The sequence below is a fragment of the Catenulispora sp. MAP12-49 genome, from assembly GCF_041262705.1.
In the GTDB taxonomy this organism is placed as follows: domain Bacteria; phylum Actinomycetota; class Actinomycetes; order Streptomycetales; family Catenulisporaceae; genus Catenulispora.
Genome location: NZ_JBGCCP010000012.1, coordinates 262,679 through 277,361 on the forward strand (window position 1 = coordinate 262,679; position 14,683 = coordinate 277,361).

The window sequence follows — 14,683 nt, forward strand, 5'->3', positions numbered from 1 at the left end:
GGTGTCGCAGCGTCCGGACGCGGTGGCGTTGGTGTCGGCGGACACGGTGCTGACGTATGGGGAGCTGGAGGTGCGGGCCGCGTGTGTGGCGCGGTATCTGCGCGGCGTGGGCGTCGACGCGGAGAGTGTCGTCGGGGTGCGGATGCCGCGTGGTGTTGACGCGGTGGTGGCCTTGCTTGGTGTGTGGATGGCCGGTGGCGCTTATCTTCCGCTGGATCCGGAGTATCCGGCGGACCGTCTGGACTACATGGTTGCTGATGCCGGTCCGGTGTGTGTGCTCACGCCTGAGGTGGTGGCTGGGGTGCTGTCGCAGCCAGATCTGATCTCCTCCCTGCCCGCGGTGTCGATGAGCGCTGGTCATGTGGCGTATGTGATCTATACGTCGGGTTCGACCGGTCGTCCGAAGGGTGTGCAGGTTACGCATGGTGGCCTGGCGAACTACGTGGGCTGGTGCCGGCAGGCGTATCCGGAGATCGGTATCAGTAGTTTGCTGCATGCTTCGCTGTCGTTCGATGCCGGTGTGACGGGTCTGTTCGGTGGTTTGACCTCTGGCGGCCGGGTGGTGGTCGCCGGGCTGGATGAGGATCTGCCGCGTCTGCTGGGTGGTGAGCGTCTGGGGTTCGTGAAGGCGACCCCGAGCCACCTGCCGGTGCTGGAGACTCTGCCTGCTGTGGCGCCTGCCGGCCGGTTGATGGTTGGCGGGGAGGCGTTGACGGCGCAGGGTTTGGAGCGGTGGCGGGCCTGGTCCGGCGGCGTTCCGGTGGTGAACCACTATGGCCCGACCGAGGTCACGGTCGGCTGTGTGGACTACCAGACCACTACCGGCGAGGACGGCGTCGTGCCGATCGGGACACCGATGGCCAACGTCCGGGTGTATGTGCTCGATGGTTTCCTGCGGCCGGTTCCGGCAGGCGTGGCCGGGGAGTTGTATGTCTCTGGTGCGCAGTTGGCGCGCGGCTATCTGGGCCGGGCAGCTCTGACCGCGGAGCGGTTCGTGGCCTGTCCGTTCGAGTTCGAGTCGCGGATGTACCGCACCGGGGATGTGGCGCGGTGGTCCAGCGACGGGTTGCTGGAGTTCGTGGGCCGTGCCGATGAGCAGGTGAAGATCCGCGGCTTCCGGATCGAACTCGGTGAGATCGAAGCCGTGGTCGCCGATCACGAAGCCGTCTCCCAGTCCGTGGTTCTGGTCCGCGAGGACCAGCCCGGGGACAAGCGCCTGGTCGCCTACGTCATCCCGGCCGACAGCGGCGATGAGGACGTGGCCGCCTCGGTGAAGACGGCAGTCGCCGAGCGTCTTCCCGACTACATGGTCCCGTCGGCGGTCGTGGTGCTGGACGCCCTGCCGCTGACCGTGAACGGCAAGCTGGACCGCAAGGCCTTGCCCGCCCCGGACTACGCCGCGTCGCGAACCCTCGGACGCGGACCCTCCACAGTGGTCGAGGAGATCCTGTGCGCGGTGTTCGCGGACGTCCTGGGCCTGGACCGCGTCGGTGTCGATGACAACTTCTTCGAACTCGGCGGTCACTCGCTCCTGGCCGTGACCTTGTTGGAACGGCTGGCCAAGCGCGGTGTCTCGGCCAGTGTCAGGGCCCTGTTCGCCTCGCCGACCCCGGCCGGGATCGCGGCGGTGGCCGGGGTCCCGCAGGTGGTGGTGCCGCCGAACCGGATCCCCGCCGACGCGCAGGCCATCACCCCGGACATGGTCACGCTCGCCGACCTCTCCCAGGCCGAACTGGACCTGATCGTCGCGACCGTGCCCGGTGGCGCGGCGAACGTCGCCGACATCTATCCCTTGGCGCCGCTGCAGGAAGGCATGTTCTTCCACCACCTGATGGCCGGCGACGGCGTCGATGTCTACGTCCGCCCGATGGTGCTGGGCTTCGACTCCCGCGACCGGCTCGACGCGGTGCTGTCGGCGTTGCAGCAGGTGGTGGACCGGCACGACGTCTACCGGACCGCGGTCGTCTGGGAAGGCCTGCGCGAGCCGGTGCAAGTGGTCTGGCGTCGGGCGGACCTGCCGGTGACGGAGGCCGTCATCGGACCGCAGGACGCTTCCGACGTGACAGCCCGGCTCCTCCGGGCGGCGGCCGGTACGCCGATGCCCCTGGACCGGGCCCCGCTCATCCGCGTCCACATCGCCCAGGAGCCCGGCGGCCCGCGGTGGCTGGCGCTGCTGGAGATCCATCACATGCAGCAGGACCACACCGGCTGGGAGGTCGTCCAGGACGAGATCGCGGCGATCCTGCGCGGCGAGGCCGACCGGCTGCCCGAGCCGTTGCCCTTCCGCGATTTCGTGGCGCACGCACGGTTTGGGGTGTCGCGCGAGGAACACACCCGGTTCTTCGCCGAGGCGCTGGGCGACGTGACCGAGACGACCGCACCGTTCGGTCTGCTCGACGTGCACGGCGACGGGACCGCCGCCGCGCAGGTCCGGATGGCGTTGGACGAGGAGCTGTCCGAGCGTGTCAGGGAACAGGCACGCCTGCTCGGGGTGTCCGCCGCGACGCTGTTCCACGTCGCGTGGGCCCGGGTTCTGGCGGCGGCGTCCGGGCGTGACGATGTCGTCTTCGGCACGGTGCTGTTCGGCCGGATGAACGCCGGCGCCGACGCGGCCCGCACCCCCGGCATGTTCATGAACACCCTGCCGGTGCGGGTCCGGGTCGGGGCCGCCGAGGTCGCCGACGCCGTGTCGGGGATGCAGTCGCAACTTGCTGATCTGCTGGTCCACGAGCACGCGCCGCTGGCGGTCGCGCAGCAGGCCAGCGGCGTGGTCGCGCCGGCCCCGCTGTTCACCTCGATCCTGAACTTCCGCCACAGCCGCCGCGCCGGTCAACAGCGGCGGACCGCGCCGGAGGGAACCGGGTCCGACCGCATCGAGGGCATCCGGACCGAGTACGCGCACGACCGCACCAACTACCCGCTCGACGTGGCGGTCGACGACACCGGCACGGTGTTCTCCCTCACCGTCGAGACGGTGGCCGCGGTTGGCCCGGAGCGGATCTGCGCGCTGCTGCGCACGGCTCTGGACGGACTGACCGCGGCGCTGGAGCAGAACCCGGATATGCCGCTGGCGGACGTGGAGGTCCTCGACGGCGCCGAGCTGGCGCGGGTGCTCGGGGAGTGGAACGCCACGGCGGTCGAGGGACGGAAGGTCAGTGTGGCGCGCCTGTTCGAGGAGCAGGCGGCGGGACGTCCGGACGCGGCGGCGTTGCTGTTCGAGGACGCGACCATCACCTACGGCGAGTTGAACGCCCGGGCCAACCGCCTGGCGCGCCATCTGGTGGGGCTCGGCGTCGGGCCGGAGACCGTCGTGGCGCTGTGTCTGCCGCGCGGTGTCGAGCTCATCGTCGGGCTGCTGGCGGTGCTCAAGTCCGGAGGCGCGTACGTGTCGCTGGACCCGGAGTACCCGGCTGAGCGCATCGCCTTCATGCTGGGTGACGCGCGACCGGCTTGTGTGCTCACCCTGGCGGAGTCTGTGGCGGGTTTGTCAGGGGTCGGTGATGCGCCGGTCGTGGCCGTCGATCATCAGAGCTCTGTTGACGCGTCGGCCCTCGACTTCAATGTTTCCCAGGACCTGGACGACGCGGAGCTGACGGGTCCGCTGACGCTCCAGCACCCCGCCTACGTCGTCTACACGTCGGGCTCCACCGGCACGGCAAAGGGCGTCGTGGTGTCTCACGGCGGCTTCGTGAACCTCGTGGCGGCGGTCCAACGGCGCTTCGAGGCCGGGGCCGGGGACCGGGTGGCGCAGTTCGCGTCGGCGAGCTTCGACCAGTTCTGCTCGGACTGGTCGGCGGCGCTGCTGTCCGGGGCGGCGCTGGTCGTCGTGCCGGCCGAGCGCCGGCTGGGGCGCGACCTCGCGGCGGTGTTCGCCGAGCGCCGGGTCACGCATGCCACGGTGCCCCCGGCGGTGCTGGCGACGCTGGAGCCGGGGTCGATCGCACCGGGGGTGGTCCTTGAGATCGGCGGCGAGGCGTGTCCGCCGGAGCTGATGGCGCGCTGGGCCGAGGGCAGAGTTCTGTTCAACGGCTACGGTCCGACGGAGACGACGGTCGACGCGACCGTGTGGCGGTACCGTCCGGACGCCCCCGAGATCCTGATCGGCTCCCCGACCGGCAACACCCGCGTCTACGTGCTCGATGACCGGCTGCGGCCGGTGCCGGTCGGCGTGGACGGGGAGTTGTACGTCGCCGGATCCGGGCTGGCGCGCGGGTACCTGAGGCGGGCCGGGCTCTCGGCGCAGCGCTTCGTCGCGTGCCCGTTCGAGCCGGGGGAGCGGATGTACCGGACCGGGGACCTGGTGCGCTGGACGCCCGGCGGGGAACTGGCCTTCGCCGGCCGCGCCGACGACCAGGTGAAGATCCGCGGGTTCCGGATCGAGCCGCAGGAGATCGAGACCGTCGTGGCCGCGCATCCGGGAGTCGGCCGGGCGGCCCTGGTCGTCCGGGACGACGGGCCCGGCGGGCGACGGTTGGTGGCTTATGTGGTTCCGGCCGGGGGCGAGGGGGACACCGCTGACGCGGTCGCCGGAGCCAGTGCGGACGCGGTCGCCAGTGCCTGTGCTCGTGCCGGTGCTGACGCGGTCGCCGGTGTCGGTGTGGACGAGGTCGCTGCCGTTGGCGGCGTTGCCGATGTGCGCGCGGTCGCCGGAACCGACGCCGCAGCGCTCTCGGCCGCCGTCCGCACCTTCGTCGCGGAACGCCTGCCGGAGTACATGGTCCCCTCGGCGGTCGTGGTGCTCGCCGCGCTGCCGCTCACCACCAACGGCAAGCTGGACCGGGCCGCCCTGCCGGCGCCGTCGGCCGCGGCGTCGGGATCGGACCAGGATCCTGAGACGCGCGTCGAGGAGGCCGTCTGCCTGGCGTTCGCCGAGGTCCTGGGGCTGGAGCGGGTCGGGGTCGAGGACAACTTCTTCGAGCTCGGCGGCCACTCGCTGCTCGCGATGACGCTCGTTGAGCGGCTGCGGGCGTGGGGGGTGCGGATCGCGCTCCGGACCTTGTACGAGGCCCCGACCGTCGCCGCGCTCGTGAACCGGCTGGACATGTCGGCGGTGCAGGACGCACTAAACGTCCTGCTCCCGATCCGGATCCAGGGCGATCGCCCGCCGCTGTTCTGCGTCCACCCGGCAGGCGGTATGAGCTGGGGCTACATGCCCCTGGCGCGGCTGGTGCCGGAGGACCGTCCGCTGTACGCGCTCCAGGACCGCGGCCTGCAGGCCGGCAGCGAGCTGTTCGCCTCGCTGCCGGACATGGCGGCGGAGTACGTCGCGCAGATCCGCGCCGTGCAGCCGACCGGCCCGTACCACCTGCTGGGGTGGTCCTTCGGCGGGATCGTCGTCCACGAGATGGCGGTCCAGTTGCAGGCGGCCGGCGAACGCACGTCGCTGATCGTCATGGACACCTACCCGCGGTCGCCCGAGCAGGACGCGGACGACACCGATGCCGCCGCCCCGGACTCCGAGCCCGCCCCGGACAGGTGGGAGCAACTGCTCGCCGGCGCCCGTGTCGCACGGGACCAGGTCCTGCCGGTCATCTCCGACGAGGAACTGGAGGTCATGGTCCGCGTCTACGCCAACAGCGGCCGGATCCTCGACGCGCACGAGTTCGGCCGCTTCCAGGGCCCCGCACTGCTGATCGCCTCGACAGCGGAGAAGGCCGCGGGCTTCGACCCCGCCGCGGGCTGGCGGCCCTACATCGGCGGCGAGCTCACGGCGGTCCGGATGCCCTGCGGCCACGCGGAGATGATGCGGCCGGAGAACCTGGCCGATGTCTGGGCCGCCATCGCGCCGTGGCTGGAGGCGGGGGGCTGATACGTGGCGGGGGTCGGTTTGTTCGTTGGTTGACAGGCGACAAGCGTTTTCTGACGGCTTCGCGCAGGGTTGGCGGGATCCGTTGGTGGCGCGGGTCGGGGGTGGTGCTGGTTTCGGGGGGCGGCGGTGGTGTGGGCAGTTGGTCGGCTCTACTGCGACAGTCAAGAGCAAAAAGCGGCAGTCAAGGGCGACAGTCAAGGGCGACAGTCAAGGGCGACAGTCAAGGGCGCCTCCGGCGGCGCCTGCGCGGCGAGCGGCCTCGCTCCGGGGAGTGGGGGTCGCGCTGCTCGCTGCCGGTTGTTGCTTGTGGTCGCCTCTGTCCCGGATTCCCCGTCGCTTCGTCGCCCGGAGGGAACCATCCCGGCCTGGGCGGTGTCAAGCCGGATCGCTGTTGCTGGCCACCGGTTTGGTTCGGCTGGACACCGCCCAGTCCGGGATGGTTGTGCAAGCACCGCCGAAGCGACGGGGAATCCGGGACAACCCCGGTCTGTGGGAAGGGTTCCCGCACCACACGCACACACCGCCTGGCCGCCGCTGTGCCTCACCAAGTGGACCCCGTCCACACCACAGGCGGGTTTGTCCCGGATTCCCCGTCGCTTCGGCCTGCTTCCGTAAGGCGACGATGCGGCGGGGAATCCGGGACGAAGGCGACCACAAGCAGCGTCCGCCGCCTAGCAGCGCGGCTCCCACTCCCCGGAGCGAGGCCGCTCGCCGCGCAGGCGCCGCCGGAGGCGCTCTTGACTGTCGCCTCTGACTGTCGCAGTTGATCTTGACTGTCGCAGTAGAACCGCCCACCTACCCACACCACCGCCGCCCCGCGAAACCAGCGGCACCCCGACCCGCGCCACCAACGGATCCCGCAAACCCTGCGCGAAGCCGTCAAGAGACGCCTGTGCCTGTCACCCCCGAACAAACCGCACCAGGAGCGCCGATAGGCCCGCCGCACTTTGCGCGGCGGGCCTATCCGTGTCCTGCTAAAGGGCTCCTGAACGTACGCCCGACTGCCGGTCAGGCGTTGGGGTGCAGCAGGTCCATCGTGTCGTGGGTGACCTCGCGGTCGAGGTCCTCCAGCGAGCAGTAGCTGAAGCACACCATGATGCGCTCCACCCCCTCGGCGATGGGGGTCACGTGGTGCAGGGAGGTGTCGGTGCGCATCAGGTAGGCGGTGCCGGAGGCCGGGTGCCGCCGGCGGATCTCGCGGGTGGCCAGGTAGTGCTCCAGGCGCGGGTTCTCCTTGTCCCAGAAGGTGTCGGGGATGTACTCGACGTCGCCGCCGCAGCCCTCGGGGGTCGACTTGACCACCCAGACCACGGCGAAGGAGTAGTCGTCCCAGTGCCAGCCGTGGACGTCCCCGGGGCGGTCCATCCGTGCCGAGATGTACTCCTCGGGCACGTAGGGCACCGGCAGCACCTCCTGGCCGGCTATCTCCGACAGCCGCTTGAGCAGTGCCGGACAGTCGAAGACCGCCGGGATGACCGAGCTGCCCGCCAGCAGGACGTCCCGGTCGAGGTTCGAGAAGTTCCGGGGCGTGTTGCCGGTCGAGGGCACGAGGATGTCGCGCCGTCGGCTGCGGGTGTCGTACAGGTCGGCCAGTTCCTGCTGGGCCCGGTGTGCCAGGGCCGGCGGGAGGAAGGATTCGAGCTCCACGTAATCGTCTTCCTTGAATCGTTCGGCCAGTGCCGGAACGAGTTCCCGGAATGCGGGTGAGTCGAAATGTTCGTGCAGTTGTTCTGTGACGCTGAGCGAAGTCTGCAGACTCATGGAATGCCTTCCCGTGAATACCAATAAACCCTGATCGGAGGCCCAGTAGATATCTGTGCTCTGCGAAACGTCAAGGAAATCACGAGGCGTGGGAAAGGGATTGGGTCTTGCTATTCCGGTGGCGCCACCGGCGCCGCTCATCGTGCTGCTTCGGCCATGTCGTGCGCCGAGAATTGCGTCCGGTACAAGTCCGCGTAGAGCCCTTCGGCGGCGAGCAGTTCGGTGTGCGTGCCACGTTCGCGGACTTGTCCGGCCTCGATCACCACGATCAGGTCCGCGTCGCGGATGGTGGACAGCCGGTGGGCGATCACCAGCGAGGTGCGGCCGGCCAGCGCGGCCTTCAGCGCCTGCTGGATCGCCAATTCCGACTCGGAGTCCAGGTGGGCCGTGGCCTCGTCCAGGACGACGACCGGCGGGGACTTCAGCAGTAGGCGGGCCAGCGCGACCCGCTGCTTCTCGCCGCCCGAGAGCCGGTAGCCGCGGTCGCCGACCACGGTGTCCAGGCCGTCGGGCAGGGCCGCGATCGTCTCCCAGATCATGGCCGCGCGGCAGGCCTGCTCCAGGTCCTGCTCGGTGGCCTGCGGGCGGGCGAACAGCAGGTTGGCGCGGATCGTGTCGTGGAACATGTGCGCGTCCTGCGTCACCACGCCGACGGTGTCGTGGACCGAGTCCAACGTCAGGTCCCTGATGTCCTCGCCGCCGATCCGCACCGTCCCGGTGACCGCGTCGTACAGCCGCGGCACCAGGTGGATCAGGGTCGTCTTCCCGGCGCCGGACGGTCCCACCAGCGCGACCATGGCGCCGGCCGGGACCCGGAAGCTGACGTCGGTGAGCGTCCAGGCCTGGGAGGCGCGCTCGACGCCGGGCCGGGCGATCGACTCCAGGGACGCCAGCGACACCTCCGAAGCCGCCGGATAGCGGAAGCAGACCCGGTCGAACTCGACCTCGGGCGCGGGCTGCCCGGGCCCGGCCGGCGGCAGGGCGATCGCCCCGGGCCGCTCGGTGATCAGCGGCTCCAGGTCCAGGACCTCGAAGACGCGGTCGAAGCTGACCAGGGCCGAGGTGATGTTCACCTGCAGGCTGGTGAGCTGGTTCAGCGGCGCGTAGAAGCGCAGCAGCAGGGCCGCCATCGCCACCAGCGTGCCGATCGGCACGACGCCGTGGATGACCAGCTCGCCGCCGACCCCGTAGACGATCGCGGAGGTGAGCGCGATGAGCAGGGAGATGATGATGACGAAGATGCGCCCGACGACGCCGGTGACCACCGCGATGTCGCGTACCCGGCCGGCCCGGTCGGCGAAGGCCCCGGACTCCTGCGCCGGGCGGCCGTAGAGCTTGACGAGCATGGCGCCGGCCACGTTGAACCGCTCGTTCATCTGCGTGCCGATCTCGGCGCCGAGCTGCATCTCCTGGCGGGCCAGCCGGGCGATCCGGCGGCTGACGAGCTTGCCCGGGACGAAGAACGCCGGCAGCAGCACCAGCATGATCACGCTGAGCTGCCAGGACAGGTAGAACATCATCGCCAGCGTGAACACCAGGGTGAGCACGGTGGACGCGGTCTGCGTCAGCGCGGTGCCGACCACCTGCTGGGCCCCGTTGACGTCCGCGTTCAGCCGGTTGACCAGCGCGCCGGTCTGGGCCCGGCTGAAGAACGCCAGGGGCTGGCGCTGCACGTGGTCGAAGACCCGCGTGCGCAGGTCGTAGACGATGCCCTGCCCGACCCGGCCGGAGAACCAGGCCTGCACGTAGACCGCGCCGGCGTCGAGGAAGGCCAGGCCGGCCAGGGTCGCCGACCAGCCCAGCAGGACGCCGGGGCGGCGGTGCGCGATGCCGTCGTCGACCACCCACTTCAGGATCAGCGGGGTCGCAGCGGTGATGAGGGCGTCCACCACCGAGGTCGCCACCAGCAGAATCAGGGCCCAGCGATACGGGGCGGTGTACGGCAGGATGCGGCGGACGGTGCCCGGCCGGATCTGCTGCCGGGTCAGGGGTTCGTCCAGGCGTGGCCGCATCTGGAAGGCGCCTATCGACATGGCGGTACCTGCTTGGCTCGCATCCGATCTCTCTCCTTGACAAGTGGTGAATGTTCAACTGGGCCCGGGACGCGGTTGAACAGCCGCGCTCGCACCATCGGTGCGCGGACTCCGAGATCGGAATCGAGTATTGATGGGGCGGGGCGGACTCGGCCATAGTGGCGCGGCGTGGGCCTGAACCCCCGCGGACGGCCACGGTCGTCCGGTACCTAGCCGGGTCTTCGCCCACTGACATCGAACCCTGATGAGAACTCTGATGGGAACCCGATCTGTGGAGCTGTCATGCCGATGCTGAACGTCCGCGGAATCCGGCTGGCCTACGAGCGGGCGGGCTCGGGCGAACCGGTCCTGCTGATCATGGGATCCGGCGCGGCCGGCCGGGTCTGGACCATGTACCAGACGCCCGCGCTGCAGCGGGCCGGCTATGAGACCGTCACGTTCGACAACCGCGGCATCGCGCCGTCGGACGCCCCGCCCGGCCGCTACTCGGCGGCCGATCTGGTCGGCGACACCATCGGACTGATCGAGGCGCTGGAGCTGGGACCGTGCCGGATCGTCGGGACGTCGCTGGGGGCGATGATCGCCCAGGAACTGGCGGTCGTCCGGCCGGATCTGGTGCGCAGCGCCGTGCTGATCGCCACCCGGGCTCGCTCCGACGCCTTTCGCAGGGCCATGACGATGGCCGACCGCGCCCTGGCCGAGGCCGGCCTCGGCCTGCCGCCGCTGTACGGTGCGGTGGGCGAGGTGGTGCGGATGTTCTCGCCGGCGACGCTGGACGACGATCGCGCGGTCGAGGTGTGGCTGGACCTGTTCGAGCTGTCGGGCAGCGGTGGCGCCGCCGGCGGCCAGGCCTGGGCCACCCCGGAGGAGGACCGCCGCGCAGCGCTGAAGGGCATCACCGCGCCCTGCCGCGTCATCGCCTTCGCCGACGACCGCATCACGCCGCCGCATCTGGGCGAGGAGGTGGCCGACGCGATTCCGGACTGCGACTACGTGGAGGTCGCCTCCTGCGGGCACCTCGGCTATCTGGAACGACCCGACGAAGTCAACGCAGCGATGATCGAGTTCCTGGACAAGTACTGATTCCGCCGCTTCCGTTCAACCGTGCCTTGGGCACACTTGGACACACACGCTCGCCCCGCGCTGTGGCCCGAATGCCGGGTTCTGCATATGATTTTCGATCAGCACTATCAGAATTCTGATAAATGAGGTGTCAATGATCTGAATCCTCGGCACGCAGTCCACGAGACGAGACATTCGCAGGGGCCGGCCGGCTATCAGCCGTCGGCCCCTGGCGAGTCAGAGGTGAGGTTCGGTAATGCAGCTCGTACAGATGTCCTCGGATGATCCCGTGATGACTCTGCGGAGGCTGGAGGCTGAGGCGGTCCACATCATTCGCGAGGTGGCGGCGGAGTTCGAGCGGCCGGTGTTGTTGTTCTCCGGCGGCAAGGACTCGATCGTCATGTTGCATCTGGCGTTGAAGGCGTTCGCGCCGGCGCCGGTGCCGTTCGGTCTGTTGCATGTGGACACCGGGCACAACTTCCCGGAGGTTCTGGCTACGCGGGATCGGACGGTGGCCGAGCACGGGTTGCGGCTGTATGTGGCGCATGTGCAGGACTACATCGATGACGGCCGTTTGGTGGAGCGTCCGGATGGGACGCGGAATCCGTTGCAGACGGTGCCGTTGGTGGATGCGATCCAATCGCACAGGTTCGATGCGGTCTTTGGTGGCGGTCGGCGTGATGAGGAGAAGGCCCGCGCGAAAGAGCGGGTCTTCTCGCTGCGTGATGATTTCGGGCAGTGGGATCCGAAGCGGCAGCGTCCGGAGTTGTGGCGGTTGTACAACGGCCGGCATCGCCCGGGTGAGCATGTGCGGGTGTTTCCGCTGTCGAACTGGACCGAGTTGGATGTGTGGCAGTACATCGACGAGCAGGAGATCGAGCTGCCGGAGATCTACTACGCGCATGAGCGGCAGGTGTTCGCCCGCGGCGGTATGTGGCTGTCCCCCGGTGATTGGGGCGGCCCGCGCGAGGGCGAGGCGTTGCAGACCCGGGTGGTGCGCTACCGCACCGTCGGGGACATGTCGTGCACGGGGGCGGTGGACTCTTCTGCCGCCGATGTCGGTGCGGTCATCGAGGAGATCACGGCGTCGCGGATCACCGAGCGGGGCGCCTCCCGCGCCGACGACCGCATGTCGGAGGCCGCGATGGAGGACCGCAAGCGAGAGGGGTATTTCTAGATGACCGCGTTGCTGGATGCGCCGACCGCGAAGGACACCCGGACGGCAGGACTGCTGCGGTTGGCCACCGCCGGTTCGGTGGACGACGGCAAGTCCACGTTGGTGGGCCGGCTGTTGTATGACACCAAGTCGGTGCTGGCCGATCAGTTCGAGGCTGTGGAGCGCACCTCGCGCGACCGTGGCCTGGAGCAGGCGGACCTGGCGCTGCTGACCGATGGCCTGCGCTCGGAGCGGGAGCAGGGCATCACCATCGATGTGGCCTACCGCTATTTCGCCACGCCGCGTCGCCGGTTCATCCTGGCCGACACGCCGGGGCATGTGCAGTACACGCGGAACATGGTCACCGGTGCCTCCACTGCCGAACTGGCGGTGATCCTGGTCGATGCTCGCAAGGGCCTTGCCGAGCAGACCCGCCGGCACACTGCTGTTTCGGCGCTGCTGCGGGTGCCGCGGGTGCTGTTGGCGGTGAACAAGATGGACCTGGTCGACTTCGACAAGGACCGCTTCGGCGAGATCGAGGCCGACTTCGCCGCCTACACCACCGCACTCGGCATCGAGCATTGTGCCGCGCTACCCGTCTCAGCCCTACGCGGCGACAACGTCGTGGAGCCGTCGGCGGATCTGGCCTGGTTCGAAGGTCCCACACTGCTGGAGTATCTGGAGAACGTGCCGGTGGAGGCCGAGCGGCGTCCGGCCGGCCGGTTTCCGGTGCAGTACGTGATCCGGCACCAGTCCGCGGACTACCGGGGCTATGCCGGCACCATCGCCTCCGGCCACCTGCAAGTCGGCGAGGAGATTGTGGTGTTGCCGTCCGGTCAGCGCTCGACCATCGCGGGTATCGACCTCCTTGGCTGCCCCGCCCAACGCGCCGCCGCCGGCGAAGCCGCCACCATCCTGCTTGCCGACGCACTCGACGTCTCCCGCGGCGATTTGATCGCCCCGGTCGATGATGTACCGGCTGCGGTGCAGGACGTGGTGGCCACGGTGTGCCACTTGTCGGAGAAGCCGCTGGCTGCGGGAGACAGGGTCCTGCTCAAGCACACCACTCGCACGGTCAAGGCTGTTGTGAAGGAGATCTCGGCGAAGCTGGACATCTCCAACCCGCTCGACGCACACGATGCTGACGCCGCCATGACCGCCATGACCGCCATGACCGCCACGACCGCCACGACCGCCACGACCGCCATGACCGCCATGACCGCCGCGACCGCCGCGACCGCCACTGCTGCCGCCGCCGGAGTCGCCGCCTCCGCTCCCTCCGAGACTGCCGCGCACATCCTGCACGCCAACGACATCGGCCGCGTGGTCCTGCGCACGGCTTCGCCGATCCTGCTCGAGCCCTACGCCGCCGACCGCGAGACCGGCAGCTTCCTGCTGATCGACCCCGCCAGCGGCGACACGCTCACCGCCGGGATGTCCGGCGATCCGCTGGGAGTCTTCTCGATCCCGTTTGGAGAATGTGCTGATGCGTAAGGCCCTCTCCGCGATCCTCGCCACGGTCGCTGCCGGCTGGATGGCCGTGTCGCTGGTGATCGTGCTCGCCGCGTACGTCTCGGCCTCCGGCCACTCGTCTGGATCGGCCGCGTCCTCGACCACCACGTCCTCGACCACCACATCCACGGCGGCCGACGAACTGCGGCTCGGCTACTTCGCGAACGTCACGCACGCCTCCGCGGTGGTCGGGGTCGCCCACGGCGACTTCGCCAAGGCCCTGGGCTCCACCAAGCTCACCACACAGCTCTACAACGCCGGCCCCGCGGAGATGACCGCGCTGCTCGGCGGCCAGCTGGATGCGGCTTATGTCGGACCGTCCTCGGCGCTGTCGGCGTTCGTGACGTCGCACGGCCAGGCGCTGCGCATCGTCGCCGGGGCCACGACCGGGGGTGCGGAGCTGGTGGTCAAGCCGTCCATCGGCTCGGCAGCCGATCTGAAGGGCAAGGTGCTGGCCACGCCGCAGAAGGGCAACACCCAGGACGTCGCGCTGCGCTACTGGCTCAAGCAGAACGGCCTGACCGCCAACGCCGACGGCACCGGCGACGTCTCGGTGGACCCGCAGGACAACGCGACCACCCTGGACCAGTTCAAGGCCGGGCACATCGACGGTGCCTGGCTGCCGGAGCCGTGGGCCTCGCGGATGGTGCTGGAGGCCGGGGCGAAGGTGCTCGTCGACGAGCGCAGCCTGTGGCCGAACGGGCAGTTCGCCACCACCAACCTGGTGGTGTCCACGACCTTCCTGAACGCGCACCCGGACACCGTCAAGGCCCTGATCGACGGGCAGATCGCGGCCAACCAGTGGATCACCGCCGATCCCGCCGACGCCCAGAAGCTGGTCAACGACCAGCTGAAGGCGCTCACCGGCAAGGCCCTGTCCGCCGCCGAGATCCAGCGCGCCTTCACCGAGCAGCAGGTCACCGACGATCCGAACGCGTCCACGTTGCAGGCCTCGTCCGACCACGCCGTGGCTGTCAGCCTTCTGAAGAAGACCGATCTGCACGGCATCTTCGACCTGACGCTGCTGAACACCGAACTGGCCAAGGACGGCCTGGCCACGGCGTCCGACGGCGGCCTGGCCGCCAAGTAACCGCCAACCAGCCGCTAATCAGCCACCAGTCAGCTGCCAAGCAGCCGCCAGAAAGCTAAGGAGAGAGAGCCATGACCGCTGCAACAGTCGAGAGCACCGCCACGGCCACCCTCGACACCACCGTTTCCGGCGAGAGTGGCACGTTCTCGCCGGCTGTCCGTCTCACCGGGGTCGGCAAGACCTTCCGGGGCGGTGCCCCGGTGCTCGACGGCATCGACCTGACCGTCGCCCCCGGTGAGTTCGTCTGCCTGCTCGGCGCC

At 69.6% G+C, this 14,683-nt stretch carries 6 protein-coding genes and 4 pseudogenes (1 of these 10 only partly in view); 8 read left to right on the top strand and 2 right to left on the bottom strand.

Going from position 1 to position 14,683, the window contains the following annotated elements; genetic code table 11:
* From ABIA35_RS23030 to ABIA35_RS23040, 3 pseudogenes are all read left to right on the top strand, one after another.
* Positions 1 to 4,525, top strand: a pseudogene (locus ABIA35_RS23030) (non-ribosomal peptide synthase/polyketide synthase) (its annotated part extends 17,390 nt beyond the left edge of the window); the annotation flags it as partial.
* A 108-nt stretch (positions 4,526 to 4,633) separates the two neighbouring features.
* Positions 4,634 to 5,026, top strand: a pseudogene (locus tag ABIA35_RS23035) (phosphopantetheine-binding protein); the annotation flags it as partial.
* Between the two features lie 90 nt (positions 5,027 to 5,116).
* Positions 5,117 to 5,809, top strand: a pseudogene (locus ABIA35_RS23040) (alpha/beta fold hydrolase); the annotation flags it as partial.
* 1,008 nt (positions 5,810 to 6,817) lie between these two features.
* On the opposite strand, the gene ABIA35_RS23045 reads toward ABIA35_RS23040, so the two are convergent.
* On the bottom strand, positions 6,818 to 7,570 hold the full coding sequence (locus ABIA35_RS23045; protein WP_370359257.1) for a hypothetical protein: 753 nt from the start codon (positions 7,568 to 7,570) through the stop codon (positions 6,818 to 6,820).
* 137 nt (positions 7,571 to 7,707) lie between these two features.
* Positions 7,708 to 9,603, bottom strand: a complete 1,896-nt coding sequence (locus tag ABIA35_RS23050) for an ABC transporter ATP-binding protein (protein ID WP_370347351.1) — start codon at positions 9,601 to 9,603, stop codon at positions 7,708 to 7,710.
* A 282-nt stretch (positions 9,604 to 9,885) separates the two neighbouring features.
* Between ABIA35_RS23050 and ABIA35_RS23055 the strand changes: the two genes are divergently transcribed.
* The 5 genes and pseudogenes from ABIA35_RS23055 to ABIA35_RS23075 form a co-directional block, all read left to right on the top strand.
* The gene (locus ABIA35_RS23055) at positions 9,886 to 10,686 is read left to right on the top strand and encodes an alpha/beta fold hydrolase (protein WP_370347352.1); all 801 of its coding nucleotides are present in this window, start codon (positions 9,886 to 9,888) and stop codon (positions 10,684 to 10,686) included.
* 235 nt (positions 10,687 to 10,921) lie between these two features.
* Positions 10,922 to 11,842 (top strand): sulfate adenylyltransferase subunit CysD, encoded by a 921-nt coding sequence (gene cysD / locus ABIA35_RS23060; protein ID WP_370359258.1) that lies wholly within the window; start codon positions 10,922 to 10,924, stop codon positions 11,840 to 11,842.
* Positions 11,843 to 13,315: a sulfate adenylyltransferase subunit 1 gene (locus tag ABIA35_RS23065; protein ID WP_370359259.1), complete on the top strand. Its 1,473-nt coding sequence runs from the start codon at positions 11,843 to 11,845 to the stop codon at positions 13,313 to 13,315.
* Positions 13,308 to 14,423 carry an ABC transporter substrate-binding protein gene (locus tag ABIA35_RS23070; protein WP_370359260.1) on the top strand — a complete coding sequence of 372 codons (1,116 nt, stop codon included), beginning with the start codon at positions 13,308 to 13,310 and terminating at the stop codon, positions 14,421 to 14,423. The genes ABIA35_RS23065 and ABIA35_RS23070 overlap by 8 nt, the downstream gene beginning before the upstream one ends.
* A gap of 71 nt (positions 14,424 to 14,494) precedes the next feature.
* Positions 14,495 to 14,683, top strand: a pseudogene (locus ABIA35_RS23075) (ABC transporter ATP-binding protein); the annotation flags it as partial.

Coding starts and splice junctions, on each gene's coding strand:
- ABIA35_RS23045 (WP_370359257.1), bottom strand. CDS start 7,570: ATGAGTCTGCAGACTTCGCTCAGCGTCACAGAACAACTGCACGAACAT.
- ABIA35_RS23050 (WP_370347351.1), bottom strand. CDS start 9,603: ATGTCGATAGGCGCCTTCCAGATGCGGCCACGCCTGGACGAACCCCTG.
- ABIA35_RS23065 (WP_370359259.1), top strand. CDS start 11,843: ATGACCGCGTTGCTGGATGCGCCGACCGCGAAGGACACCCGGACGGCA.
- ABIA35_RS23070 (WP_370359260.1), top strand. CDS start 13,308: ATGCGTAAGGCCCTCTCCGCGATCCTCGCCACGGTCGCTGCCGGCTGG.
- cysD (WP_370359258.1), top strand. CDS start 10,922: ATGCAGCTCGTACAGATGTCCTCGGATGATCCCGTGATGACTCTGCGG.
- ABIA35_RS23055 (WP_370347352.1), top strand. CDS start 9,886: ATGCCGATGCTGAACGTCCGCGGAATCCGGCTGGCCTACGAGCGGGCG.